We start from the raw sequence: 21,874 nt of genomic DNA on the forward strand, positions 1-21,874 counted from the left end.
TTTGCGCAGTGCTGATCAGTTGCCGCTGGTGAGTTGAGTGCCTTTGGTTTCCTGCAGCGTGAACACCATGACAGCGGCGATGACGTAGGAAACGGAGGCGAGAGAAATGGTGGTGGTGAAACCGATGAGCGGAATCAGCACCGGTACCAGTTTGATGCCAGCGATGGCGCCAACCCGGCCGAAGTTGAAACAGAAACCCGACGCAGTAGAACGGATGCTGGTAGGGAACAACTCCGAGTACCATGCACCGAAGCCACTGAAATAGCCTGTGAAGAAGCCCAACAGCGCGGCCAGCGAACCGAGGGTGATGATGTTCTGGGTGGTGAACAGCAACTTGCCGTCGGTCAATGGCATCAGGGTCGCCGAGAAAGCAAACACCGGGACCATGATTGCCATGCCGCCAAAGAAGATCGCGAACGACAAGCGACGACCGATGCTTTCCGCCAAGTAGCCATAGGCCAGATAACCGATTGTCGCGCCAATGCCGATCCAGATGACAAACACCGGTGCCTGATCGATCCGCACGTTCAGGATGTTCTGCAGGTAAGCCGGCATGAAGGTGGTGATGATCCAGTAGCCGTACATGCCCAGTACCGAAATGCTCAAGCCCAGCAGGGTCAATTTCAGGTACTGCGGACGGAAGATTTCCATCAACTGGCCTTTGCTGGCGTTAGTGCGCATGAATTCACGGTTGGCCAGCCATACCGGCGACTCCTTGACGAACAGCCAGATGAACACCAGGGTGAAATAGGCTGGAATCGAGGCGTAGATGAACAGGTTTCGCCAGGATTCAGGGTTGCCACCGTCGAGGAACGTCCAGGCGAAAATTGCCGCCAGCAAACCGCCACCCGACCAACCGGTCTGCATCACCGCAAACGCCTTAGCACGTCCAGCCGGCGGCCAGATCTCTGACACCAGTGCGGCCGCGGCGGACCACAAACCACCCACAGCGATACCAACACAGAAGCGGAACACATTGAGCTGCCACAGGCTGTCGGCAAAAGCACAGAGCAGGGTGCCGGTGCCGTAGACGAACACCGACAGCATCATGGTTTTTTTACGACCAATCTTGTCGGAAATATTGCCGAGGAAGAAACCTCCAATTCCCGTGGCCAGCAGAAACCAGGCCACGGTGGAAACTACGTCGCTCAAACTAACAGAGAAGGTCTTGGCGACCGCCAACAGAACGAATCCGAAGACGGTGGCATCCAGCGCATCGAACAGCCAGGCGGCCCAAGAGCCCCCTAACGTCACATAGCGTTGGCTAGTGGTCAATCGACCGACTTCATCGACGACGGGCGCACCGGTCGAAGAGGTGGCAGTTACGGATTTCATAGTTAAACCTCGCGGGACTCTCATTCTTATTTTTGGAAACTCGTGCACCGAAGTAAGCGTTCGGCGAACGAATGCTCATCTGCGACCGATGTTAGGAGGGGAAAAAAGAGTCGTATATCAGCCATTCACGAGCCTGCCATCGCGGATGGCGATGGCAGGGTCAGTTTTCAATCAGCGCCAACAAACTGTTTGATGAAAGCGCTGACGGCCTGAAAAAGGCCGGTTTTGGCCCATTCCATCGGCTGTAAAAACAGCGTTGGCGTGTTCCAGGCTGCGACTGATATGGCCCGTGACATGACGGTGCGATCGCTCAGCCAACGAACTTCACTGCTCCACGACGATGAGGTCCATGAGCGTTTTTACATACTCTGGGCCGATCGCTGCCTGTCGTAAATGGAGCGGACGTACTTGCCTATTTTAAAAACTAAAGACTTCATTTCATTTTCTAATGACCACTGAAGGTAGGGGAAAACTTCACCTGATCAGTACGATGGACATTCCTCTTGTTGCATGACCCTCTGGTCTTTCTCCTTCGGCAGCATCCTTGGGAGACATCTAATGGGGCAGTGAGAATGCGAGAGAGATGCTCCCAGATGGCCGTAGTACCAGGATCGGAGATCGCACGGAGATCCATATCAATAAGAAAGCACTTACAGTGAACCTGCTTACGTCCCCTGTTGTTTGAAGCACTGGCGCCAGGCATTTAGCAACGGTTCGGTATAGCCGCTAGGCTGTTCGCAACCCTTGAAAACAAGATCACTGGCAGCTCGGAATGCCGCCGATTGCGCGTAATTCCGAGCCATTGGCTGATACAGCGAGTCGGCGCAGTTCTGCATATCAACGACCTTAGCCATACGCTCAAGAGTCTCGCGCACCTGCACTTCACTGACCACACCATGAAAAAGCCAGTTGGCAATGTGCTGGCTGGAAATGCGCAGAGTGGCGCGGTCCGCCATCAGGCCGACGTTGTGGATATCCGGCACCTTGGAACAGCCGATGCCTTGCTCGACCCAACGCACTACGTAACCGAGGATGCCCTGGCAGTTGTTGTCCAGCTCTTGCTGGATGTCCGCAGCGCTCCACGAGTATTCGGCAACAACTGGCACCGCCAGCAGGTCGTTGAGCAGACTGTCTCGCTGAGACTCGAAGTCCACTCTTTCCAGTTCGTACTGCACCGCTTGCACATCCACCTGATGGTAGTGCATCGCGTGCAACACGGCCGCAGTCGGCGAGGGGACCCAGGCAGTACTCGCTCCTGCCAGAGGGTGAGCGATCTTCTGTTCCAGCATGGACGCCATCAGATCCGGCATGGCCCACATACCCTTGCCGATCTGCGCGCGATTACGTAGGCCGCAATTCAAACCCACCAGTACATTGTTGCGCTCATAGGCCCCGATCCAGGCGCTGGATTTCATGTCGCCCTTGCGCAACATGGCCCCGCGTGCATGGCGCTGTGCATCTCGTCACCGGTTCGGTCGAGAAAACCCGTGTTGATGAAGACCACCCGCGCACTGGCAGCAGCAATGCAGGCCTTGAGGTTGACGCTGGTACGCCGCTCCTCGTCCATGATGCCCATCTTGAGCGTGTATCGCTGTAGCTTGAGCAGATCTTCGATACGATCGAACAACTGGTTGGTAAAGGCCACTTCAGCGGGGCCATGCATCTTCGGCTTGACGATATACAAACTGCCGGTGCGTGAGTTGCTCCGACGTGTCAGGTCGTACAGGGCAATCAGACTGGTCATCACGCCGTCGAGGATGCCTTCGGGAATCTCGTGGCCTTCGCTGTCGAGAATCGTCGGGGTGCTCATCAGGTGGCCGACGTTACGTATGAACAGCAACGAGCGACCGTGCAAATTGAATTTTCCGCCATCGGTGGCAATATAGTGACGATCGGGGTTGAGCTGGCGAGTGAACAGCCTGCCGCCCTTGACCAGATCTTCGCTGAGATCGCCCTTCATCACGCCTAGCCAGTTGCGGTAGATCAGCACCTTGTCGTGCGCATCGACCGCGGCCACCGAATCTTCGCAGTCGAGAATGGTCGACACCGCCGCCTCGACCAGCAGATCCTTGACGCCGGCGGCGTCAGCGGCGCCGATCTGGCTGTTCTGATCAATCTGGATTTCCAGGTGCAAACCATTATTCTTTAAAAGCACTGCCGTTGGTGCAGCTGCCTCGCCCTGATACCCGACGAATTTGTCAGCCTGGGCCAAGCCAGTCTGGTTGCCATTATTCAGGGTTACCTGAAGCTGGCCGTCGCTTACCCGGTAGTTCACTGCATCGGCATGGGAACCGCTGACCAGCGCGGCAGCCTGGTCAAGTAAGGCGCGGGCGAAAGTAATCACCCTGGCTCCACGCACCGGGTTGTAACCCAGGCCTTTCTCGGCACCACCGTCGTCGCTGATCGCGTCAGTGCCGTACAACGCGTCGTACAACGAGCCCCAGCGGGCGTTGGTGGCATTGAGCGCATAGCGTGCGTTCATCAGCGGAACAACGAGCTGCGGGCCGGCTTGATTGACGATTTCGCTGTCAACATTAGCGGTGCTGATCCGAACCTCGTCTGGCTGTGGTAGCAGGTAGCCGATGGATTCAAGGAAAGCCCGGTAAGCTGGCATGTCCGTCACAGGGCCAGGATGAGTGCGGTGCCAGGTATCCAGTTCAGCTTGCAGTCGATCACGCTCGGCAAGCAACGCGCGGTTCTGGGGCGCCAGTTCATGCACCAGGGCATCGAAGGCCGTCCAGAATTCCTCGCACCCCAAACCGCAGCCTGGGAGCACCTCCTCATCGACAAAACGCTGCAAAACGGTCGCTACTTGGTAACTGATCCATGATCCCCACCTATCCAAAAACAGGCGGCGCGGTCAACATGTGCCCCCCCCACAGGTCTCCGGGGTGAAATCACATCATTTGTCGCACAGGCCATACGAAGCGCATTACTTGATTTTTTGTGGTCTGGTATCCACCACAGCCCCAGCCTGTACGTCTTTGATCGGTGAGAGCAAGTGCGGCGAGATATTCCAGCGTTGGCCGTTATCGGTGGCCACTGTGACGGTCTTTCGGTTGAATTTCATGACAGTGCCAGACAAGCGCTCACCGCGTGGTGAGTCGAAGCTTACCCGTGCGCCCGGATGGAACTGCATCATCGATTTGTGAGCCTCCAACGACTCCAGCATCTTCAGGCGTTCGATGATGTGGTGATTCAGTGTCACTAATTCATCGACACTCAGATGATCAATATTGATACTCATGATGCCTTCCAATTCCAGGGTAGTAGCGCTTCAAAGTCCTCTACCGACACGGCGTGCGGTAGTCGCTCCAGTACGTGGCGCAGCCACGTATAGGGCTCTTGGCCGTTAGCCTTAGCTGTTTCGACCAGGCTGTAAATCTGCGCACTGTTCTCGACAGCCCGGTACGCTTGGCTATCTGGTGCAGCGAAAGCTTGTCGCGGAAGTACATCCGCCGGATTTTTCCCAACATTTCCATGCTGATCACCCTGTGTTCTCCTGCTCGGAAAGTGAGCAGAAGCAGTTGAATACCTGGGTCAGTTTTCAGTCGGCAGAACAGCCTTTACTGGGTCAGCTTTCGGTCAGCGGCAACAGACAGCCGTGTATTTACGTGAGGGCAGTTTCGGTTCGGTACGCGAGCTGGAAACGTTCCTGGCCCTGCGAAATGCGCAACCGACCCGGTATGTCTGGAATGCAAAAGGCGAAGATATCCTGAACAAGATTCAGCGCGCCCGTGAGGCAATGGCCTCACAGGCTAATGGGTAAATTATTTCGAGAACAGCACGCTAGCTCACAGTCGCCCCGTCATTCTCGAAGCAAGGGGTTGACGACTGTTATTGCCTGCAATTTATTTTGGTGAGCTCCTGAAAAATCACTTATAAATTGACCCCATGATTGTTTTAAAGCAAGGGTGCGAGTCACGGCACAATTTTTTTACGGCTTCTAGGCTTTCAATGCCTAAAACTTCACCTATGTAGCTATATTTAATTCCATGTTTGGCCATTTTACAGGCTAAGGTTCGTCTGCCAGATTGCGCGCTTGCTCCCTGTACTCCTGATAGTTCAAGCAACCTCGTAATGAGTCTACTTAGCTGATTACAGCTATAGTAAGTTTGGCCATCTCTTACCTGGACACTAATTTTTAGGGTCGCGCCCGTTCGGCCAGATACGAACAAGGGCGAATCTGGTGCTAGTCCTCGAAATGTCTTGAGTGATGTGGTGCCGTGATTGCGGATGGAGCGTTCTGCTAAATGTGCGTCAACTGCAGAATTTGTTTTTGGATTTGCCCAGAAGAGTGGTCGGCTGCGGCCGTTGTAGGAGATTTGTTCTCTAACTTTGGATTCATATAGAATATCACCGTTCGCAGCTAAATAGTCTTTAACGGTCAGCTTTGCAATTTCAGTGGTTGTTAGACCACTTGAGAAGCAGGTTAATATTAAGGCGGCGTCTCGATTTCCATTTTCTTGGCTAATTGATTTTGCTAGACTTGCGGCGTGCGTGATTTGCGTATTGGTTAGGATGGGGGACTTGGCGAGATTGTTCAAGGCAGAATTACCGGTCGACTGCAAAGGTACCTCCAATGTGACGTTATTCCTATTGATATGTCAATATCGATCGCTCGGCTCGAAAGGTCTAAAAATATTTATAGATCTTTGATTTCATAAGTAATTTTTCCGGTGTCGAATATGAAATATATCTCCCAGCTAGATCGTGGGCCGATGATTTTGGAGGTTGTTGGCGTAGGGCAATTGGTTTCATCGAGAAGTAATGACAGATTCGAAGCTGTCTTTTACTGTCGCTCAGTAAGAAGTCTGAAAGAAAAAGTTTGGTCTGGGTCAAGTATCTACGTAACGCTTCCGATGGACGCGATTCGTGCGCTCATTCCGGGGTCACTATGGCAGTACGGAAGAAGAATTTCCGCACATACTTTTGGGGGGCACTGGATAGACCTCAGTAACTATGAAGTTGCCTATGTTGACGCAGTCCATCATCTTCGACCAGAAGAGGTGCGTCAACGGCTTCTTCACGCTAAGTGCCCTAGGACAGAGTTTTTATCTCATATCAATTATGTTCAGTTTGAAGGTCCGCATGCCAAAGTCATCATCCCTTGTGCGGAATTATTCAGGCACTATCTGTGTCCTTCAAAGCCGTATGCGAATTTTGTACTGACATCTGAGTTTCAGTCTTGGTTGCCTCGCATGCTCAGTAGTAGTAGTAGTAGTAGTAGTAGTAGTAGTAGTAGTAGTAGTAGTAGTAGTAGTAGTAGTAGTAGTAGTAGTAGTAGTAGCTTTTTGATGCCGGCTGGTCGAAGCAAATTTAGCGAAAAGGAAATTTCTGCTACAGCACTTCTTTCGTTATCTGTGAGTTCTGTTGTCTCAGGAGTGCTGCCATTTAAAAATCTACAGGTTACAAGTTTAAATAACAGCTTAATTACTTCTCGGAAAAACATGCTACTTAAGTTTATGATGCCATTCGGTAGCCATGCTGAGTTGCGAGTTACGGGCCAAACGATAAAGCCAAGCCGCCAGGACAAACGTCAGCTACACTCGCTGATTGTTGAAAAGATTCATGAGTCGGCGTATGCAATCTCTCCACAAAACGCCTTACAAACGGAAGGTCTATCAGCGATAGCAACCACTCCGGCCTGAAGGCGTGGCTGGAGCAGCGGTCATGATGCAGGATTCAGCATTAAGCAATCGCATGCTTTTTCTCATTTAATCAGAGAAATTATTTTTTAATTCTATATTTCTCGTTTACTGATGTGTCTTACAACCGCCTACCAGCGCCGGCCCCGACGCCGAGTGATGGGGTTGGCGAAAAGGGCGTTGTGGCCAACTGGTCAGCGGGGCATGGCTGGCGACCGATTGAATCGCCGCTACCTCTAATGCCTCGCGTTCATCCAGCGGCGGCAGCAAACCGGGCAGACGACTGGCGAGCAGCGTCTTGCCGGTGCCGGGAGGGCCGCTGAACAGCAGGTTATGTGCCCCGGCAGCCGCGACCAGCAGGGCGCGCTTGGCCGCGGTCTGTCCCTGAACTTCACTGAGGTCGGGGTAGGGCTGAATTTTCAGGATCAGCCCGTTGGATTTGTAGGGTGCGATAGGGGTGTGGCCGTTGAGGTGAGAGACCAGTTCAAGCAGGTGACTGACCGCAATCACCTTCAACCCTGAAGCGAGGCAGGCTTCTTCGGCGTTCACGGCTGGGACGATCAGCGTATGTCCCGCTTCGCGAGCCGCCAGTGCGGCGGGCAAGACACCTTGCACCGGCCGAATCGCGCCTGACAACGCCAATTCACCAAGGCACTCCACGCCATCCAGCGCCAACTTCGGCACCTGTGCGCTGGCCGCCAGCAAACCCAAGGCGATCGCCAGGTCAAAACGCCCGCCATCCTTGGGCAGATCGGCGGGTGCGAGATTCAAGGTGATGCGCCGCGCCGGAAACTCCAGCCGGCAGTTGAGAATCGCACTGCGCACCCTATCTTTGCTCTCTTTCACCGCACCTTCAGGCAAACCGACCAGCGTAAGCGCAGGCAGGCCGTTGGCCAGATGCGTTTCGACAGTGACAGCAGGCGCCTCGACACCCACTTGCGCGCGGCTGAGAACAATGGCGAGAGACATGATCGTTCCTTGAGGGAGGCACCGCGTCCTGCGGCGTGCTCAAGGATAGTCAGAGTGGGGGAGTGGGCGCGCGTGCATGTTCTACGGCATGTGTCTGATTGATTGGCGCTCGGATATGCTTTGACGACGGCTTCGTTGCTTCCGCGTCCGACGCTGACTACAATCCGCAATTAACGAATAACGTTAAGCGTTAAGCGTTAGCAATGATTGCGAGTTTTAAATGTAAGGATACTGAATCGCTTTTCAGACAGGGCAGGACGCGTATCTGGTCGTCAATTCTCTCAGTCGTGGAACGCAAGCTGACGATGCTCGACGCTGCTACGTCGCTGGTGGATTTAAAGTCTCCACCGGGAAATCGTCTGGAAGCGCTCGGGGGCGATCGAAAAGGGCAGCACAGCATACGCATCAACGCCCAATGGCGTATTTGCTTCATCTGGGGTCCAAACGGCCCGGAGAATGTCGAAATCGTCGATTACCACTGAGGTAACCCCAATGACCAAGAACGGAATGCGCCCGGTACATCCCGGGGAAATTCTCAAAGAGGAATATCTGGAACCGCTGGAGCTTACGTCTGCGGCGTTGGCACGCGCGTTGGGCGTCTCCACCCCGACGGTAAATGACATTGTGCTCCAGCGCAGAGGGGTGAGCGCTGACATGGCGTTGCGCCTCGCTGCTTGTTTTGAGACCACCCCTGAGTTCTGGCTGAATCTGCAACTCACCTACGATCTGCGCAAAGCGGAAATCGAACGGGGTTCAGCCATAAAAGCGCAGGTTCAACGTATCGCGCACTGCGCCTGAGCAAAACAGGGCGCGCCCGGCCGTAGTCGGTGTATGCGCAAGCTTCACTCCTTCGCCTGCCCCGCCAGTTGCGCTTCCATCTCGGCCATCTTCGCTTCCAGTGCCTCCAGGCGGGCACGGGTGCGGGCGAGGACGATCATCTGGCTGTCGAATTCTTCACGGCTTACCAGATCCAGTTTGCTGAAGCCGCTTTGCAGCAGCGCCTTGAACTGGGTTTCGAATTCGTTGCGTGGCAGCGGGGTCTCGCCGTTGAACAACCGCGAGGCGTGGCCACTCAGGGCATCTAGAAAAGCTTTGGGCGCGAGCATGATCAAGTTCCGGAATCAGATGGGCGGCAGTGTAGCACGCAGCGTCTATAGTCCTTTTGAGCTGTCACGGGCTGCACGGTTTTCGCGCATCAGCCCGTGCACAGGCGCACTGTTGTTGTGCGGTCGGATTCGATGATGGCGATCTGAGTCCCTGTCACAGTGATCAATACGCCGTAATTCGTGGGATTGGTAGAGATGGCAAGGTTTCTGCTTAGTGGCATATGACCCATGCACTGATGCAGTCGCTGTGACGAATGCAGTGCGGCAGGCGGAGCGGGGAAGTGTTTCGTCAGAAGCGGTTTTCTGGCGTTGGTCTGGTCTGTTTCGGGCCATCGACGCGTTACAAAGCCAGACACTGCGCTTAGACTTGAGTCGGGTTTGTTTTCCTGGGGCAAGTCCACCAATTCGGGAGAAAGTTTCATGAAGCTAGTCACTGCCATCATCAAGCCGTTCAAGCTGGACGACGTACGCGAGTCGTTGTCCGAAATCGGCGTGCAGGGCATCACGGTAACTGAAGTCAAAGGCTTCGGACGTCAGAAAGGCCACACCGAGCTGTATCGCGGTGCGGAATACGTAGTCGACTTCCTTCCCAAGGTGAAGATCGATGTTGCGATCGACGACAAGGATCTGGACCGCGTTATCGAAGCGATAACCAAAGCGGCCAACACCGGCAAGATCGGTGACGGAAAGATCTTCGTGGTCAATCTGGAACAGGCTATTCGCATCCGTACCGGCGAAACCGATACCGACGCAATCTAAGCCGCCAAACCCAACGCCCCAGGAGAAAACAATATGACTCTGCGTCAATTCGCAGGGCTAGGAGCCCTGTTGTCCCTCGTAACCCCTGGCTTGGCCATGGCGGCAGACGAAGTGGCAGCCCCAGTACTGAACTCAGGCGACACCGCCTGGATGCTGACCTCGACAGCCCTTGTGCTGTTCATGACCGTACCCGGTCTTGCGCTGTTCTACGGCGGCATGGTCCGCTCGAAAAACGTTCTTTCGGTAATGATGCAGTGCTTCGCCATCACCGGTCTGATCAGCATCCTGTGGGTCGTCTACGGCTACAGCATGGCGTTCGACACCACCGGTATGGAAGCCAACGTCGTTAACTTCAACTCCTTCGTCGGCGGCCTGTCGAAGGCGTTCCTTGCAGGCGTCACGCCTTCAAGCATCACAGGTGCCGCAGCTCTGTTCCCTGAAGCTGTGTTCGTCACCTTCCAGATGACTTTCGCCATCATCACCCCTGCTCTGATCGTCGGCGCCTTCGCAGAACGCATGAAGTTCTCCGCGATGCTGATCTTCATGGCCATCTGGTTCACCCTGGTCTACGCGCCAATCGCGCACATGGTCTGGAGTGGTGTCGGTGGTCTGCTGTGGGACTGGGGCGTACTCGATTTCGCGGGCGGCACCGTTGTTCACATCAACGCCGGTGTGGCTGGCCTGGTAGCGTGCCTGGTATTGGGCAAGCGCAAAGGTTTCCCGACAACTCCAATGGCTCCGCACAACCTGGGTTACACCCTGGTCGGCGCAGCGATGCTGTGGGTAGGCTGGTTCGGCTTCAACGCAGGTTCCGCTGCGGCGGCCAACGGCACTGCCGGCATGGCGATGCTGGTAACTCAGATCGCAACCGCCGCCGCTGCTCTGGGCTGGATGTTCGCCGAGTGGCTGACCCACGGTAAGCCAAGCGCGCTGGGTATCGCTTCGGGCGTGGTTGCCGGTCTGGTCGCCATCACCCCTGCGGCCGGTACTGTCGGCCCGATGGGCGGCCTGATCATCGGCCTGGCGGCCGGCGTGGTCTGCTTCTTCTGCGCCACCAGCCTGAAACGCAAACTGGGCTACGACGACTCCCTTGATGCCTTCGGCGTTCACGGTATCGGCGGTATCCTCGGCGCGATCCTGACCGGTGTTTTTGCAGCACCATCGCTGGGCGGCTTCGGCACTGTGACCGACATCGCTGCACAAGTCTGGATCCAGTGCAAAGGCGTAGGCTTCACGGTTATCTACACCGGTATCGTGACCTTCATCATCCTCAAGGTGCTGGACGCGGTCATGGGCCTGCGTGTCACCGAGGAAGAAGAAGCTGTCGGTCTGGACCTTGCGCAACACAACGAGCGTGGCTACAACTTGTAATCACGGCTTAAAAAAATGCCCGGTTTACCGGGCATTTTTTTGTCTGGAGTTTGTCGATAGGCACAACGGCCAACGAGTGGCTCGACGGCGTGTTGCAACCCGCGCTGACAGCCTTTCGCAAAGCATCTCCATTGATGGTTGCGACGGGATGCATCCTCGGGTTTGCGGCTTGTGGAAAACGTCACTCATTACGCACTTTGTTTTTTTTTCCATCGCGTTAGAATGCGCGCCGAAGGGCGGAGAACTGTATGTGGCAACAGACCAGAATCACGCTGCGGGCAAGGCCTCGCGGATTCCATCTGGTGACCGACGAGATCGTTGCAGGCCTTCCCGGGCTGCGTGATTGCCGTGTCGGACTGTTGCATTTGTGGCTGCAGCATACCTCGGCCTCGTTGACCATCAACGAGAATGCCGATCCGGCAGTGCGCCGCGACTTCGAGCGTTTTTTCAACCGGCTGGTGCCTCAAGGGCGAGACGGTTATGAACACGACGACGAAGGTCCCGACGACCTGCCTGCGCACTTCAAAGCCAGTTTGCTAGGCTGCCAGCTTGTCCTTCCGGTCACAGACGGACGGTTGGCAATGGGTACCTGGCAAGGTGTTTATTTAGGAGAGCATCGCGATGCAGGCGGTGCGCGTAAAGTCCTCGCCACCCTTCAGGGTGAGGGGCACGACCGCTGATTGTCGGCGGTAGTTGAATTTTTTCTGGCTGTCTTAGAAATTAGGCGCAGCTGGGCTATAACTAATCTGCTTTCGCAAGTCATGAGGTAGAACATGAGCGACGATGACAACGACGATCTGGTAGAAGACGGTCTGGAAGACGAAGAGGACGGTGAGGAGCTCGCGGCTGCTCCCGATGACGATGGCTCGGAAATAGACGACAGTCCCGAAGCTGCGGCAACTCCAGCCAAGGGTAAAGTCAAGGCTGCAGTCTCGGTCGATGAGCTGCCTAGCGTTGAAGCCAAGAACAAAGAGCGTGATGCTCTGGCTCGCGCGATGGAAGAGTTCCTCGCCCGAGGCGGCAAAGTGCAGGAAGTGGAGGCCAACGTGGTTGCCGATCCGCCAAAGAAGCCTGACAACAAGTACGGTAGCCGCCCTATTTAAGGGCGTCAGATACCTGCTGAAAAAAAGCCCGCTGTCGCTGCGGGCTTTTTTTTGCCTGATGTCTTACCGGTTCATCCCCAACGGGCCAGTACCCCAGGCAGCTGCGTCAGGCTGTTGATCTCTGCATCCGGCAATTTATCCGCCTCCCAGGCCTTGCCGCTCGGGTTGTACCAGATCGCGCGCATGCCAGCCTGCTGAGCCCCCGCGATGTCGTCACCGGGGTGATCACCGACATGTACCGCGTTCCCGGCGTCGGCGTTGCCGCGTTTCAGGGCTTCGAGGAAAGGCGCAGGGTCGGGTTTGCCGATGCCCAGGTCTTCGGCGCACAGCGCAAAGGCGAAATAGTCTGCCAGCCCCAGACGGCGTACGTCGGCATTGCCGTTGGTGACCACGCCGAGCGTGTAATTCTTGGTAAGCAGCTCCAGCGTCGGGACCACCTCGGGGAAGATATCCAGCTGATGCCGTCCTTGCAGGAAGATCTCGAAGCTACGGTCCGCCAGATCCTGCGCTTCAGGATGGCCGTAACCTGCATCTTCCAGCGCCAGAAACAGCACTCGACGGCGCAATGCACTGATCCGGTGCTTGAAGGTCGGATCGGCCTCGATCAGGCGAGAGCGGATTTCCCACAAGTGTTCAACCGGGACCGGGCCCAGCTTGGGGGCGTGTTCTGCAAGCCAGTCACGCAGCATCGCCTCTGCGCTGACAATGGCGGGCGCGGTTTCCCAGAGGGTGTCATCCAGATCGAAGGTGATCAGCTTAATGCTCATGTGTCTGAGGAATCCTTGCGTTTGGCCCTTGGGTGGGCGCTGTCGTACACCGTCGCCAGGTGTTGGAAATCAAGGTGGGTGTAGATCTGGGTCGTCGTGATATCCGCATGGCCGAGCAATTCCTGCACAGCCCGCAGGTCCTGCGAGGACTCAAGCAAATGGCTGGCGAAGGAATGCCGCAGCATGTGCGGGTGCAGGTTCTGCCCCAGTTCTCGCTCCCCGGCTGCCTTGACTCGGAGCTGAATCGAACGGGGGCCGAGGCGCCGGCCCTGCTGACTGACAAACACCGCATCGTCCTGAGGATTGGCCAGCGCGCGCTGTTTCAGCCATTCCTCAAGGGCCTCGCGGGCTTTTCTGCCCACTGGCAGCACGCGGGTCTTGCTGCCTTTACCAAGCACTTGAATCAGCCCGTCGGCGAGGTCCAGCTGTTCACAGTTAAGGCCGGTCAGCTCAGACAGGCGTAGCCCGGATGAATAGAACAGTTCGAGAATCGCGTGATCGCGCCTTGCGAGAAATTCGTCTTCGACACCCCCTTCCAGCAACTGCAGCGTACGGTCTGCGTCAAGGGTCTTGGGCAAGCGGCGCTCGCCTTTGGGGGGCGCCAGGCCGTTGGCCGGGTCATGCTCGCAAATGCCTTCGCGGTTGAGGTAGTGATAGAAACCGCGCACGGCCGACAGCAGTCTGGCAATGCTGCGCGAGGACTGACCTTGGGAGTGCAGGCGAGCAACGAGGCCGCGCATGGACTGAATATCCAGGGCCTTCCAGCTGTCGATGTGGTGTTTTTCGCAGAAGCCCAGCACTTTGTTCAGGTCGCGGCGATAAGCCACAAGCGTATGGCTCGACACTTGGCGCTCACTGCGCAAGTGCGTGCAGTAAGCGTCCAGTTGTCGTTCCATGGTTAGCGAACCGAACGCAGGGCGTTGGTGAAACGTGGCAACAAACGGCTCAACACATCGGCGATGTAGCTGAGGAACAGCGTGCCCACCGAGCTTTTGTAATGCTGCGGATCGCGGCTGCCGATGGCGAGTACGCCGTGCAAGCCTTGATGATTGAGCGCGACGATGGCGGTAGAGCCCACTTCCTTGCTCTGATCTGCACCGAACAGGAATTCAAGTTCATGCTCGCGCAGCGCGCCGCAAACGGTCTTGCCACCGGAAATCAGGCCGCCAATGGCTTTCTGGGCGTCTGCGCTGCTCACCCAGCGGCCCACAGTCATGGGATTGTCGCTGAACAGAATCAGGCTCACGAACGGCACCTGAAACTCCTGTCGCAGGCTGTCTTCCACTGCGATCACGATATCTTCGAGGCTGTTGGCGTCCATCAGATCGAGGATCAGGCGGCGGGTTTTGTCGAACAGCCGATCATTGTCCCGGGCAACGTCCATCAGTTGCGACAGGCGATGGCGCATCTCGATATTGCGTTCCCGCAGGAGTTTGAGCTGCCGTTCGACCAGCGACACGGTGTCGCCGCGCTGATGGGGAATGCGCATTGCGCTGAGCAGGTCGTCGTGCCCGGCGAAGAAGTCCGGATGTTGTTGCAGCCAGGCTGCGACTGCCTCGGCTTCAAGGGCGGGCACTGCGCTATCGGCAGGCGATTCGCTGGGCGTGTCGGTTGAAGTCTGAGGCTGGTCGGTCATCGGATACTCTCACTCATAGACGTACTTGGCCTTCGTAGACCCGGACAGCCGGGCCGGTCATCAGCACCGGATGGCCAGGGCCGGCCCACTCAATGGACAGGCGCCCGCCTGGAAGGTCGATCAGCAGCGGCGACTCCATCCAGCCTTGGCTGATGGCCGCGACAGCGGCAGCGCAAGCTCCGGTACCGCAGGCCTGGGTTTCACCCGCGCCGCGCTCCCAGACTCGCAATTGTGCGCGCTGGCGGTCGACAACGTGCAGGAAACCGACGTTTACACGGGCAGGAAAGCGCGGATGGTTTTCGATCTTCGGCCCCAGGCTGTGAACCGGAGCGTTGTTGATATCGAAGACCCGCAGCACGGCATGGGGGTTGCCCATCGACACGGCTGCCAGTTCGATGCTTTCGCCTTCGACGTCCAGTGTGTAACTGGTGGCCTGTTGCGGCGCCTCGAAAGGAATGTCGGCCGGCACCAGGCGCGGCGCGCCCATGTCGACGCTGATCTGGCCATCGTTGCGAACGTCCAGCTCGATGATGCCGCTCTTGGTCTCGACGCGGATCTGCTTCTTGGCGGTCAGACGCTTGTCCAGCACGAAGCGGGCGAAGCAGCGCGCACCGTTGCCGCACTGTTCGACTTCGGAGCCGTCGGAATTGAAAATGCGGTAGCGGAAGTCCACATCCGGATTGCTCGGCGCTTCGACCAGCAGCAACTGATCGAAACCGATGCCAGTGTGTCGATCGCCCCATTGCTTGGCGTGCTTGGGCAGAATGTGCGCGTGCTGGCTGACGAGGTCCAGCACCATGAAATCGTTGCCCAGGCCATGCATCTTGGTAAAACGCAGCAGCATGGGATTACTCCGGGAGCAGGCTTTCGCCGGCAAACAGCTCAGTCACGGTTTCACGACGACGCACTTCGAACGCCTGATCGCCATCGACCAACACTTCGGCGGTACGGCCACGGGTGTTGTAGTTGGAGCTCATGACGAAGCCATAGGCGCCAGCGGAATGCACGGCCAGCAGGTCGCCTTCGGCCAGAGCGAGTTCGCGCTCCTTGGCCAGGAAGTCACCGGTTTCGCAGATCGGCCCGACGATGTCGTAGTTGCGCGCCGCGCCATCGCGAGGTTTTACGGCCGTCACGTCCATCCAGGCCTGATACAGGGCAGGGCGGATCAGGTCGTTCATCGCCGCGTCGACGATGGCAAAGTCCTTGTGCTCGGTGTGCTTGAGGTACTCGATGCGCGTCAGCAGTACGCCTGCGTTGGCAACGATGAAACGGCCTGGTTCGAACATCAATGCCAGGTCGCGACCATCCAGACGCTCGCGCACGGCTTTGATGTAGTCGCCCGCCAGCGGCGGCTCTTCGTCGCGATAACGCACGCCAAGACCGCCTCCGAGATCAAGGTGACGCAGTTGAATGCCGCAATCGCTCAGGCGGTCGACGAGATCGAGCAGACGATCCAGCGCGTCGACGAACGGCGACAGCGTGGTCAGTTGCGAGCCGATGTGGCAATCAACCCCGATCACTTCCAGATTTGGCAGTTGAGCGGCGCGGATATAAACGTCTTCGGCGTCAGCAATGGCGATGCCGAATTTGTTTTCCTTGAGGCCGGTGGAGATGTACGGGTGAGTGCCCGCATCGACGTCAGGGTTCACGCGCAGGGAGACCGGAGCGCGTACGCCCATTTCGGCGGCAACGACCTGCAGGCGTTCCAGCTCGTCGGTGGATTCGACGTTAAAGCAATGAACGCCGACTTCCAGCGCACGACGCATGTCATCGCGGGTTTTGCCGACGCCGGAGAACACGATCTTGTCGGCTTGACCGCCTGCTGCCAGCACACGTTCAAGCTCACCACGGGAAACGATGTCGAAACCCGCGCCCAGACGCGCCAGGACATTGAGGACGCCCAGGTTGGAGTTGGCTTTGACGGCGAAGCAGACCAGATGCGGCGTGCCGCTCAGGGCATCGGCGTAAGCGCGGTATTGCGCTTCGATGTGCGCGCGAGAGTAGACATAAGTCGGCGTGCCGAAGCGCTCGGCGATGGCAGACAATGCAACTCCCTCCGCGAACAGCTCACCGTCGCGGTAGTTGAAGGCGTCCATGGCTGATCCCTAGTAGGTCGAGTGCTTGTGCGAGTGCGATTGGTTCTGAGCGCCCGGAGCGTTGGACTGCTCATCATCAGGCAGGTACAGCGGACCTTTTTGACCGCAGGCAGAGACCAGGCACGCTACAGCGAGGAGCGCGGCCAGGGAGGAAATCAGGCGCTTCATGGCGAAATCCTTTGTATAAGCATTAATTGCGCCCGAGTATACCGACCACCCGACAGATTGCCTATGCGCTGGAGTTCCCGTCCGGCGGGGCTTTGACGCGCACTCCAGACAAGCGGGCGATGAGCCTGCGTTTTTTTGGCGCGGCGAGGGGCCAAAGGGCGGGTATGCTTTGCAATTGACGGGACGCGACCGTATCTTGCGTCGCTGCGCCATCAGTAGACACTTTCGAGGTTCCTGCAATGAGTTTGACCGAAGCCCGCTTTCACGACCTGGTTGATGAAACCCAAAACACGATCGAGGATATTTTCGACGAGAGTGGTCTGGACCTGGACCTTGAGAGTTCGGCCGGTGTGCTGACCGTGAAATTCGAAAACGGTACTCAATTCATCATCAGTCGTCAGGAGCCTCTGCGTCAGCTGTGGTTGGCGGCGCCTGCTGGTGGCTTCCACTTCGACTACGACGAAGAGGAAAAACGCTGGGTCTGCGACAAGAGCGAAGAGCTGTTGGGCGAGATGCTTCATCGTCTGGCGTTGAAGCAGGCCGGTGTTGAAGTCGAATTCGACGCCGTCGACGGTCATGAAGACGGAAACCGTCAGTGACCAACGCGACAGCTGCCAAAGCGCCGAAACCGCTGTTCAGCAACGTCAGTCCGGCGGTGCCGTCGCCCTGCATCAGCGTGTGCCGGCTCGATGAGCATAAAGTCTGTACAGGGTGTTCGCGCCACGTCGAAGACATTCGCGAGTGGCGCGCGGCGACGGATGAGCGCAGGCGAGAGATCGTGCGCCAGGCCGATCAGCGCCGGGCAGGGCACTGATTCATCCTCGCTTTGAACCCCTTTTCTATAGCAGCACGGCTTTCGGCGGCAGCGGAATCAGGATCGCTACCACCGGCAAGCCGTGCGGCTACAGGAAGTAGATCCGTTGAGCCTCACGCCTCATCCATCGCCTCATTCAACGACTTCTCAAGCTCGGCCTTGTAGCGCAGGAACAGAATCGTCTGGCCGCGCGTGTCCGCCAGTATTCCCGACAGATCGAGATCGGTGATGTAGCAGCGATAGCGTTGCGGCTCGCTGCGTTGGTCGAGAATCTGCCGCGCGACCACGCTGAACAACTGCTCGCCGAACTCCAGTTCGGAAAATTCCATCCCGTTGCAGTACAGCGTGACGCTGACTTGTCCGGGTGAAGCTTCCTCGACGATGGCCTGTACGTCGTAGAACGGCTTGTCGGTCGGCATGACGGGCGCCAGCCGTTGCTCGATACGTCGCGCGCGCCCGCCGCCGTCCGGGGTGATGCGATAAAACAGTGTTTCCAGCGACGAAGGTTCCAGCGGGTTATCGAGCGGCAGCAACGCACCGCGGCGATACATGAGTGATTGAAGAAAACGCTGCAGCGGCATCAGCAGGCTGGGTTCGTCGTGATAAGGCAGGCGCTGATGCCACAGCGCGTTGTGTTCGTCGAGCACGTACAGATCCGCATGGGGTTCGTTTATTCGGTAAAACACCTGAATGCATTCGGGCTGGCCATGGGGAATGATCAGCGACAGATCACTGTCATCCAGCGCTTGCGGGTCCAGATGAATCGGGCTGTAGCCGGGCAACTCCTCGCCTAGATAATCGTAAAGAGCTGGCAGGCTTTCCAGTGCGACGTGATTGACCTGGCCAGGCATCATTTCCAGTACGTGATAGCGCTGCTCGACCTGTATCAGATAGCGATGGTTGAGGCGGCGGGTCAGCAACAGTTGCGCGGTATTGATCAGCTCCTCGACCCGCTGGGCAATCGCCGGAGCGCGGTTGTGGCAGAAACAGCGAACCCGAATCACCGGTCTCGGCGAAGTCGCTGGCAGGTTGTTGAGCAGCTCGGTCATGCAGTCGAGCAGCGCGTGAGGGCCATCGAAGCGATTGATCAGCACCTCGTTCCAGCTGTTGAGGGTGATCTGGTCGAAAGTCAGTACCAGGTTTTCCCGGACCCCGGCATAACTCAGCGAGTCGGTGCGCTCGGTGGTCATCAGGATGTTCAGATCCTTGTGATGCTTGAGCGGATCGACGCCAACGTTCACCAGCAGCAGAATTTCGCTTGGCACACTGGGCTTGAGCAGCGCCTCTTCGTGGACCATCCCCAGCGGCACCGGGATGGTCTGCTGCAACGCCCCTTGCAGATTGAACAGCTCGAACTCGGTCAGATCGCTGGTGCCCGGATGCAGCGCCAGGCGTGTGCTGCTGTCGATCACATTGTTGCGATGACACCAGGCAAGCAGCTCCAACAGTTCGCGGCTGCGCTTGATCGGCGCAAAGGCCTCCCATTCGTGAACACCCAGGTTGCCGGTGTACAGGCCCCACTGGTATTTGCCAGGCTCGCGCTTGTTCGGCGACTGGACCAGGGTCAGCGTGTCTTCGGCCAGATCCGGCGCAATGCCAGGATTGACGAATTCGACCTTTCCCGCCTTGCGTTCGAAGGCCGCATACAGGCGCCGCCCCAGGACATTGAGGTCGCGCTTGTTGATCGAGCTGATTGCGTTCTGGGTACGGGCAAACTGCGTCAGGAAGCGATAGCTGTAATTGAGCTCGCTGACCAATGCCCTGCGTTCGCTGGACACCTGGCGCACTTTCCACTGGCTGCGACTGTCGAGCAGGGCCAGTTGGCGTTCATCCCATTTCCATTCTGTCGACAAGCGCTGAAGCAGCAGGCGTTGCCAACTCGTGGCGCGCTGACGGGGCAGGCCAGTGAGGCGCTTGTTCACTTTCAGGTACAAGCTGCGTCGCACCAGTTCCAGGCGCTCCGGTTCGCCTCGATCGCGCAGATACTCTTCGATCCTGCGGTACACCATCATGTAGGGATCAAGTTCGTCGAGGTCTGTGGAGTTGGCGAACACCTGCTGCTTGAAGCGCATGCTCAGGCATTGCACCTGCGGGTGCTCGCTGGCGTAGACCTCTGTCAGCAGCAGCTTGAGCACAGACTTGTAAGGCGACTCGATGCCCTTGAACAACTGCCACAGCCCGGCGCCGATGAACTCGCCAGGTGGGATGTGCGACATGTTGCCGAAATCGATCACTTCATCGGCGCGGATGAAGCGTTTGGAAATCAGCGTATGGGTGTACTCGGCGTAACGCGCTTCTTCATAGACCGGTACCAGCCACCACATGGGCGTACGCCCCGCCAGCCAGATCGCAGTGCGATAAAACTCATCGAGCAAAAGGTAATGCTGGGTCGTTCCGCAATCTTCGCCACTGAGCTGTGCATCACGTTCACCGAGCACGAAGCGTTCCGGGTCGATCAGGAAGAAATGCGCTTCGGCGCCCATCGTCGCAGCCCAGGTTTCCAGCGCCTGGCATTTCTTGCGCAGCTCCAGCAGTTCCTCAGACGATAGATTCGTGTCGTGGCAGATCCACACGTCCATGTCGCTCTGATCAGCCTGAGCGAGCGTGCCGAGGCTGCCCATCAGGAAAATTCCGTGGATCGGCTGCGGTGGGCTGCCACGACGAGGTCGATAGGAGAACGAGCGCGTCAGGCGCTGCGCTTCGGCCAGGGCCTGCGCATCGGGCTCGTAATTCGAGACGCCAGCGGGCGTAGCGCTGGAAACGTAGCCGGGCAGCAGCGGATGATTGACGTGGAAGAACAGCGGCAACAGGGTAAGCACCGACTGCTGGCGCGTCGACAGTCCTTCGTTGGCGCGACCAAGCCGCCCTTCGTTGAGGGTGAGAAACCTGTTGCGTAACTGGCTGAGGACCTTGCGGTCGATGCCCTCATCCAGATCAGGACGAATTTCGAAACTACGCGTCATCGCGACTCAAAGCCGACGAACGGCAATGCTGGGGTGGCAAGCATGGCGGCAGGAAAGTAGGTCAGCATCACCCAGCTGCCATTGACGCGGCGGGATGTATTTTTTCTGGCGCCAGATTTTTATCGGCGCAGCATCATACAAATAAAGGGTTCGCGAAACCTTTATTTCATGCGTCCCGGCAAAGGTTTCGCGGCTCAGTGAGTTTACGCGACTTCAGGCCGCTTCCTGAGCGGTGGACAGGATGATCAAAAGCGATTGCGCGTGTTCGGCGGCATCCAGTCCCAGACTGGTGAGGTAGCCACCATCGACCTGAGTGGTCAGGCCTTTCTCGAAGAGTCGCTTGGCAGCAGCAACCGCTGTGGGAGCAGCCACGTGGTGGACTTTTAGGCCCTCTTTGGTGTTGCTCAGGTTGAACAGTGACAGGATTTCCAGTTCGGCAACCAATTCAGGGGTAAACGACATAGATGCTCCAGACTTTTTCTAATTGATGACGCGGCGAAGGAATCGCAGACGTGACAGCCCCGTAGGTCAAGCGGCAGCGAGGCACCTGGAGTGTAGTTAGCGTCTGGAGATTTTGCAGAAAGTATCTGGCCGGTCGTCAGATGGGGGCGGGAAGCGATCGGAACTGTCGATCACCGCTGTAGCAGCACGGCTTGCCGGCGGTGACGTTCTCCAAACCGCTACCGCCGGCAAACCGTGCTGCTACAGATCACCCAGCGGCTCGGGATTGAGTCGAAAACCAGAGGGGGGTTACTCGCCTTTTTCCAGCTTCACTCCCGGCGGCATCTCTGGCAGGGCGCGCAAGGCTTGTTCATACCATTGAGTGTTGAACGGGCGGTCTTCTTCTAGAAGTCCGTCGATTTCTACGGCCAGCACATGGGCCATCATTTCGAGAATTTCATCGCGCTCGTAGCCGACGAGGGTCAACTTGTTGAAGGTGGCTTTTGCTGCGGGCGGGTTGTCGCTTTCGATCTGGTTTTCGATGGCCTGGATCAGGGTCGATTCAGCGAACTCTTCTTCGTCATTGTCGATGTTGTCGCTCATGGCGGACTCCTCAGGAAAGGCCCGCAGTTTAACTGTAATCGCAGTTGGTGTGATCCAGCGTATGTATGACGCACGTCAACACCGTTGCGCGGGCA

At 57.2% G+C, this 21,874-nt stretch carries 22 protein-coding genes and 4 pseudogenes; 10 read left to right on the forward strand and 16 right to left on the reverse strand.

What is annotated here, in order from left to right:
* Nucleotides 1-15 precede the first annotated feature (15 nt).
* The 4 genes and pseudogenes from BWR59_RS06210 to BWR59_RS06225 form a co-directional block, all read right to left on the reverse strand.
* Nucleotides 16-1,335: an MFS transporter gene (locus BWR59_RS06210; protein ID WP_081564757.1), complete on the reverse strand. Its 1,320-nt coding sequence runs from the start codon at nt 1,333-1,335 to the stop codon at nt 16-18.
* Nucleotides 1,336-2,000: 665 nt separating this feature from the next.
* A pseudogene (locus BWR59_RS06215) lies at nt 2,001-4,180 on the reverse strand (malate synthase G).
* A gap of 87 nt (nt 4,181-4,267) precedes the next feature.
* Complete coding sequence (locus BWR59_RS06220) at nt 4,268-4,582, reverse strand: hypothetical protein (protein ID WP_081564758.1); 315 nt, start codon at nt 4,580-4,582, stop codon at nt 4,268-4,270.
* A pseudogene (locus tag BWR59_RS06225) lies at nt 4,579-4,728 on the reverse strand (transposase domain-containing protein); the annotation flags it as partial. The gene BWR59_RS06220 and the pseudogene BWR59_RS06225, both read right to left, overlap by 4 nt.
* A 211-nt stretch (nt 4,729-4,939) precedes the next feature.
* Here BWR59_RS06225 and BWR59_RS31890 point away from each other — a divergent pair.
* Nucleotides 4,940-5,104: pseudogene (locus tag BWR59_RS31890) on the forward strand (IS630 family transposase); the annotation flags it as partial.
* A 106-nt stretch (nt 5,105-5,210) separates the two neighbouring features.
* On the opposite strand, the gene BWR59_RS06235 reads toward BWR59_RS31890, so the two are convergent.
* The gene (locus tag BWR59_RS06235) at nt 5,211-5,882 is read right to left on the reverse strand and encodes a site-specific integrase (protein ID WP_081564894.1); all 672 of its coding nucleotides are present in this window, start codon (nt 5,880-5,882) and stop codon (nt 5,211-5,213) included.
* A gap of 141 nt (nt 5,883-6,023) precedes the next feature.
* On the opposite strand from BWR59_RS06235, the gene BWR59_RS32355 reads away from it, so the two are divergent.
* On the forward strand, nt 6,024-6,986 hold the full coding sequence (locus BWR59_RS32355) for a hypothetical protein (protein ID WP_168184450.1): 963 nt from the start codon (nt 6,024-6,026) through the stop codon (nt 6,984-6,986).
* A gap of 123 nt (nt 6,987-7,109) precedes the next feature.
* On the opposite strand, the pseudogene BWR59_RS06250 reads toward BWR59_RS32355, so the two are convergent.
* Nucleotides 7,110-7,952 (reverse strand): annotated as a pseudogene (locus tag BWR59_RS06250) (magnesium chelatase domain-containing protein); the annotation flags it as partial.
* 203 nt (nt 7,953-8,155) lie between these two features.
* On the opposite strand from BWR59_RS06250, the gene BWR59_RS06255 reads away from it, so the two are divergent.
* Together BWR59_RS06255 and BWR59_RS06260 are read left to right on the forward strand one after the other, a co-directional pair.
* Nucleotides 8,156-8,434, forward strand: a complete 279-nt coding sequence (locus tag BWR59_RS06255; RefSeq protein ID WP_081564762.1) for a type II toxin-antitoxin system RelE/ParE family toxin — start codon at nt 8,156-8,158, stop codon at nt 8,432-8,434.
* 10 nt (nt 8,435-8,444) lie between these two features.
* A complete protein-coding gene (locus tag BWR59_RS06260) occupies nt 8,445-8,750 on the forward strand; it encodes a HigA family addiction module antitoxin (protein WP_081564763.1) in 306 nt (101 codons plus the stop codon).
* A 44-nt stretch (nt 8,751-8,794) separates the two neighbouring features.
* Here the strand turns inward: BWR59_RS06260 and BWR59_RS06265 are convergent, their stop codons facing one another.
* The gene (locus tag BWR59_RS06265; protein WP_081564764.1) at nt 8,795-9,058 is read right to left on the reverse strand and encodes an accessory factor UbiK family protein; all 264 of its coding nucleotides are present in this window, start codon (nt 9,056-9,058) and stop codon (nt 8,795-8,797) included.
* A 420-nt stretch (nt 9,059-9,478) separates the two neighbouring features.
* Between BWR59_RS06265 and glnK the strand changes: the two genes are divergently transcribed.
* The 4 genes from glnK to sutA all read left to right on the forward strand — a co-directional run bounded on the left by glnK (nt 9,479) and on the right by sutA (nt 12,291).
* The gene (glnK, locus tag BWR59_RS06270; protein WP_002555808.1) at nt 9,479-9,817 is read left to right on the forward strand and encodes a P-II family nitrogen regulator; all 339 of its coding nucleotides are present in this window, start codon (nt 9,479-9,481) and stop codon (nt 9,815-9,817) included.
* Nucleotides 9,818-9,850: 33 nt separating this feature from the next.
* The gene (locus BWR59_RS06275) at nt 9,851-11,188 is read left to right on the forward strand and encodes an ammonium transporter (protein WP_081564765.1); all 1,338 of its coding nucleotides are present in this window, start codon (nt 9,851-9,853) and stop codon (nt 11,186-11,188) included.
* Between the two features lie 248 nt (nt 11,189-11,436).
* Nucleotides 11,437-11,868, forward strand: a complete 432-nt coding sequence (locus BWR59_RS06280; RefSeq protein WP_074754633.1) for a secondary thiamine-phosphate synthase enzyme YjbQ — start codon at nt 11,437-11,439, stop codon at nt 11,866-11,868.
* 93 nt (nt 11,869-11,961) lie between these two features.
* A complete protein-coding gene (gene sutA, locus BWR59_RS06285) occupies nt 11,962-12,291 on the forward strand; it encodes a transcriptional regulator SutA (RefSeq protein ID WP_081564766.1) in 330 nt (109 codons plus the stop codon).
* Nucleotides 12,292-12,362: 71 nt separating this feature from the next.
* On the opposite strand, the gene BWR59_RS06290 is transcribed toward sutA, so the two are convergent.
* The 6 genes from BWR59_RS06290 to BWR59_RS06315 are packed head-to-tail and all read right to left on the reverse strand — an operon-like array spanning nt 12,363 to nt 16,958.
* A complete protein-coding gene (locus tag BWR59_RS06290; protein ID WP_081564767.1) occupies nt 12,363-13,058 on the reverse strand; it encodes an HAD family hydrolase in 696 nt (231 codons plus the stop codon).
* Nucleotides 13,055-13,954 (reverse strand): tyrosine recombinase XerC, encoded by a 900-nt coding sequence (gene xerC / locus BWR59_RS06295; RefSeq protein WP_081564768.1) that lies wholly within the window; start codon nt 13,952-13,954, stop codon nt 13,055-13,057. Before xerC ends, BWR59_RS06290 begins: the two co-directional genes overlap by 4 nt.
* A gap of 2 nt (nt 13,955-13,956) precedes the next feature.
* Nucleotides 13,957-14,694, reverse strand: coding sequence for a DUF484 family protein (locus BWR59_RS06300; protein WP_081564769.1), 738 nt, complete (start codon nt 14,692-14,694; stop codon nt 13,957-13,959).
* A gap of 13 nt (nt 14,695-14,707) precedes the next feature.
* Nucleotides 14,708-15,538 carry a diaminopimelate epimerase gene (gene dapF / locus BWR59_RS06305; RefSeq protein ID WP_081564770.1) on the reverse strand — a complete coding sequence of 277 codons (831 nt, stop codon included), beginning with the start codon at nt 15,536-15,538 and terminating at the stop codon, nt 14,708-14,710.
* Nucleotides 15,539-15,542: 4 nt separating this feature from the next.
* Nucleotides 15,543-16,790 carry a diaminopimelate decarboxylase gene (lysA, locus tag BWR59_RS06310; RefSeq protein ID WP_081564771.1) on the reverse strand — a complete coding sequence of 416 codons (1,248 nt, stop codon included), beginning with the start codon at nt 16,788-16,790 and terminating at the stop codon, nt 15,543-15,545.
* A gap of 9 nt (nt 16,791-16,799) precedes the next feature.
* On the reverse strand, nt 16,800-16,958 hold the full coding sequence (locus tag BWR59_RS06315; protein ID WP_081564772.1) for a lipoprotein: 159 nt from the start codon (nt 16,956-16,958) through the stop codon (nt 16,800-16,802).
* Between the two features lie 239 nt (nt 16,959-17,197).
* Between BWR59_RS06315 and cyaY the strand changes: the two genes are divergently transcribed.
* Entirely contained in the window at nt 17,198-17,557 is a 360-nt protein-coding gene (cyaY, locus tag BWR59_RS06320; RefSeq protein WP_081564773.1) for an iron donor protein CyaY, read from the forward strand.
* Nucleotides 17,554-17,772, forward strand: coding sequence for a DUF1289 domain-containing protein (locus BWR59_RS06325; RefSeq protein ID WP_081564774.1), 219 nt, complete (start codon nt 17,554-17,556; stop codon nt 17,770-17,772). The genes cyaY and BWR59_RS06325 overlap by 4 nt, the downstream gene beginning before the upstream one ends.
* A 113-nt stretch (nt 17,773-17,885) precedes the next feature.
* On the opposite strand, the gene BWR59_RS06330 is transcribed toward BWR59_RS06325, so the two are convergent.
* From BWR59_RS06330 to BWR59_RS06340, 3 genes are all read right to left on the reverse strand, one after another.
* Nucleotides 17,886-20,735: a class I adenylate cyclase gene (locus BWR59_RS06330; RefSeq protein WP_081564775.1), complete on the reverse strand. Its 2,850-nt coding sequence runs from the start codon at nt 20,733-20,735 to the stop codon at nt 17,886-17,888.
* 213 nt (nt 20,736-20,948) lie between these two features.
* A complete protein-coding gene (locus BWR59_RS06335) occupies nt 20,949-21,197 on the reverse strand; it encodes a TIGR02647 family protein (RefSeq protein WP_081564776.1) in 249 nt (82 codons plus the stop codon).
* Nucleotides 21,198-21,485: 288 nt separating this feature from the next.
* Entirely contained in the window at nt 21,486-21,779 is a 294-nt protein-coding gene (locus tag BWR59_RS06340; protein WP_081564777.1) for a hypothetical protein, read from the reverse strand.
* Nucleotides 21,780-21,874 lie beyond the last annotated feature (95 nt).

Source organism: Pseudomonas sp. Bc-h, from assembly GCF_002080045.1.
GTDB lineage: Bacteria > Pseudomonadota > Gammaproteobacteria > Pseudomonadales > Pseudomonadaceae > Aquipseudomonas.

Bases quoted from the DNA above. Each gene is read 5' to 3' on its own strand.
- BWR59_RS06210 (WP_081564757.1), bottom strand. From the start codon at position 1,335: ATGAAATCCGTAACTGCCACCTCTTCGACCGGTGCGCCCGTCGTCGAT.
- BWR59_RS06220 (WP_081564758.1), bottom strand. From the start codon at position 4,582: ATGAGTATCAATATTGATCATCTGAGTGTCGATGAATTAGTGACACTG.
- BWR59_RS32355 (WP_168184450.1), top strand. From the start codon at position 6,024: ATGAAATATATCTCCCAGCTAGATCGTGGGCCGATGATTTTGGAGGTT.
- BWR59_RS06255 (WP_081564762.1), top strand. From the start codon at position 8,156: ATGATTGCGAGTTTTAAATGTAAGGATACTGAATCGCTTTTCAGACAG.
- BWR59_RS06260 (WP_081564763.1), top strand. From the start codon at position 8,445: ATGACCAAGAACGGAATGCGCCCGGTACATCCCGGGGAAATTCTCAAA.
- BWR59_RS06265 (WP_081564764.1), bottom strand. From the start codon at position 9,058: ATGCTCGCGCCCAAAGCTTTTCTAGATGCCCTGAGTGGCCACGCCTCG.
- glnK (WP_002555808.1), top strand. From the start codon at position 9,479: ATGAAGCTAGTCACTGCCATCATCAAGCCGTTCAAGCTGGACGACGTA.
- BWR59_RS06275 (WP_081564765.1), top strand. From the start codon at position 9,851: ATGACTCTGCGTCAATTCGCAGGGCTAGGAGCCCTGTTGTCCCTCGTA.
- BWR59_RS06280 (WP_074754633.1), top strand. From the start codon at position 11,437: ATGTGGCAACAGACCAGAATCACGCTGCGGGCAAGGCCTCGCGGATTC.
- sutA (WP_081564766.1), top strand. From the start codon at position 11,962: ATGAGCGACGATGACAACGACGATCTGGTAGAAGACGGTCTGGAAGAC.
- BWR59_RS06290 (WP_081564767.1), bottom strand. From the start codon at position 13,058: ATGAGCATTAAGCTGATCACCTTCGATCTGGATGACACCCTCTGGGAA.
- xerC (WP_081564768.1), bottom strand. From the start codon at position 13,954: ATGGAACGACAACTGGACGCTTACTGCACGCACTTGCGCAGTGAGCGC.
- BWR59_RS06300 (WP_081564769.1), bottom strand. From the start codon at position 14,694: ATGACCGACCAGCCTCAGACTTCAACCGACACGCCCAGCGAATCGCCT.
- dapF (WP_081564770.1), bottom strand. From the start codon at position 15,538: ATGCTGCTGCGTTTTACCAAGATGCATGGCCTGGGCAACGATTTCATG.
- lysA (WP_081564771.1), bottom strand. From the start codon at position 16,790: ATGGACGCCTTCAACTACCGCGACGGTGAGCTGTTCGCGGAGGGAGTT.
- BWR59_RS06315 (WP_081564772.1), bottom strand. From the start codon at position 16,958: ATGAAGCGCCTGATTTCCTCCCTGGCCGCGCTCCTCGCTGTAGCGTGC.
- cyaY (WP_081564773.1), top strand. From the start codon at position 17,198: ATGAGTTTGACCGAAGCCCGCTTTCACGACCTGGTTGATGAAACCCAA.
- BWR59_RS06330 (WP_081564775.1), bottom strand. From the start codon at position 20,735: ATGACGCGTAGTTTCGAAATTCGTCCTGATCTGGATGAGGGCATCGAC.
- BWR59_RS06335 (WP_081564776.1), bottom strand. From the start codon at position 21,197: ATGTCGTTTACCCCTGAATTGGTTGCCGAACTGGAAATCCTGTCACTG.
- BWR59_RS06340 (WP_081564777.1), bottom strand. From the start codon at position 21,779: ATGAGCGACAACATCGACAATGACGAAGAAGAGTTCGCTGAATCGACC.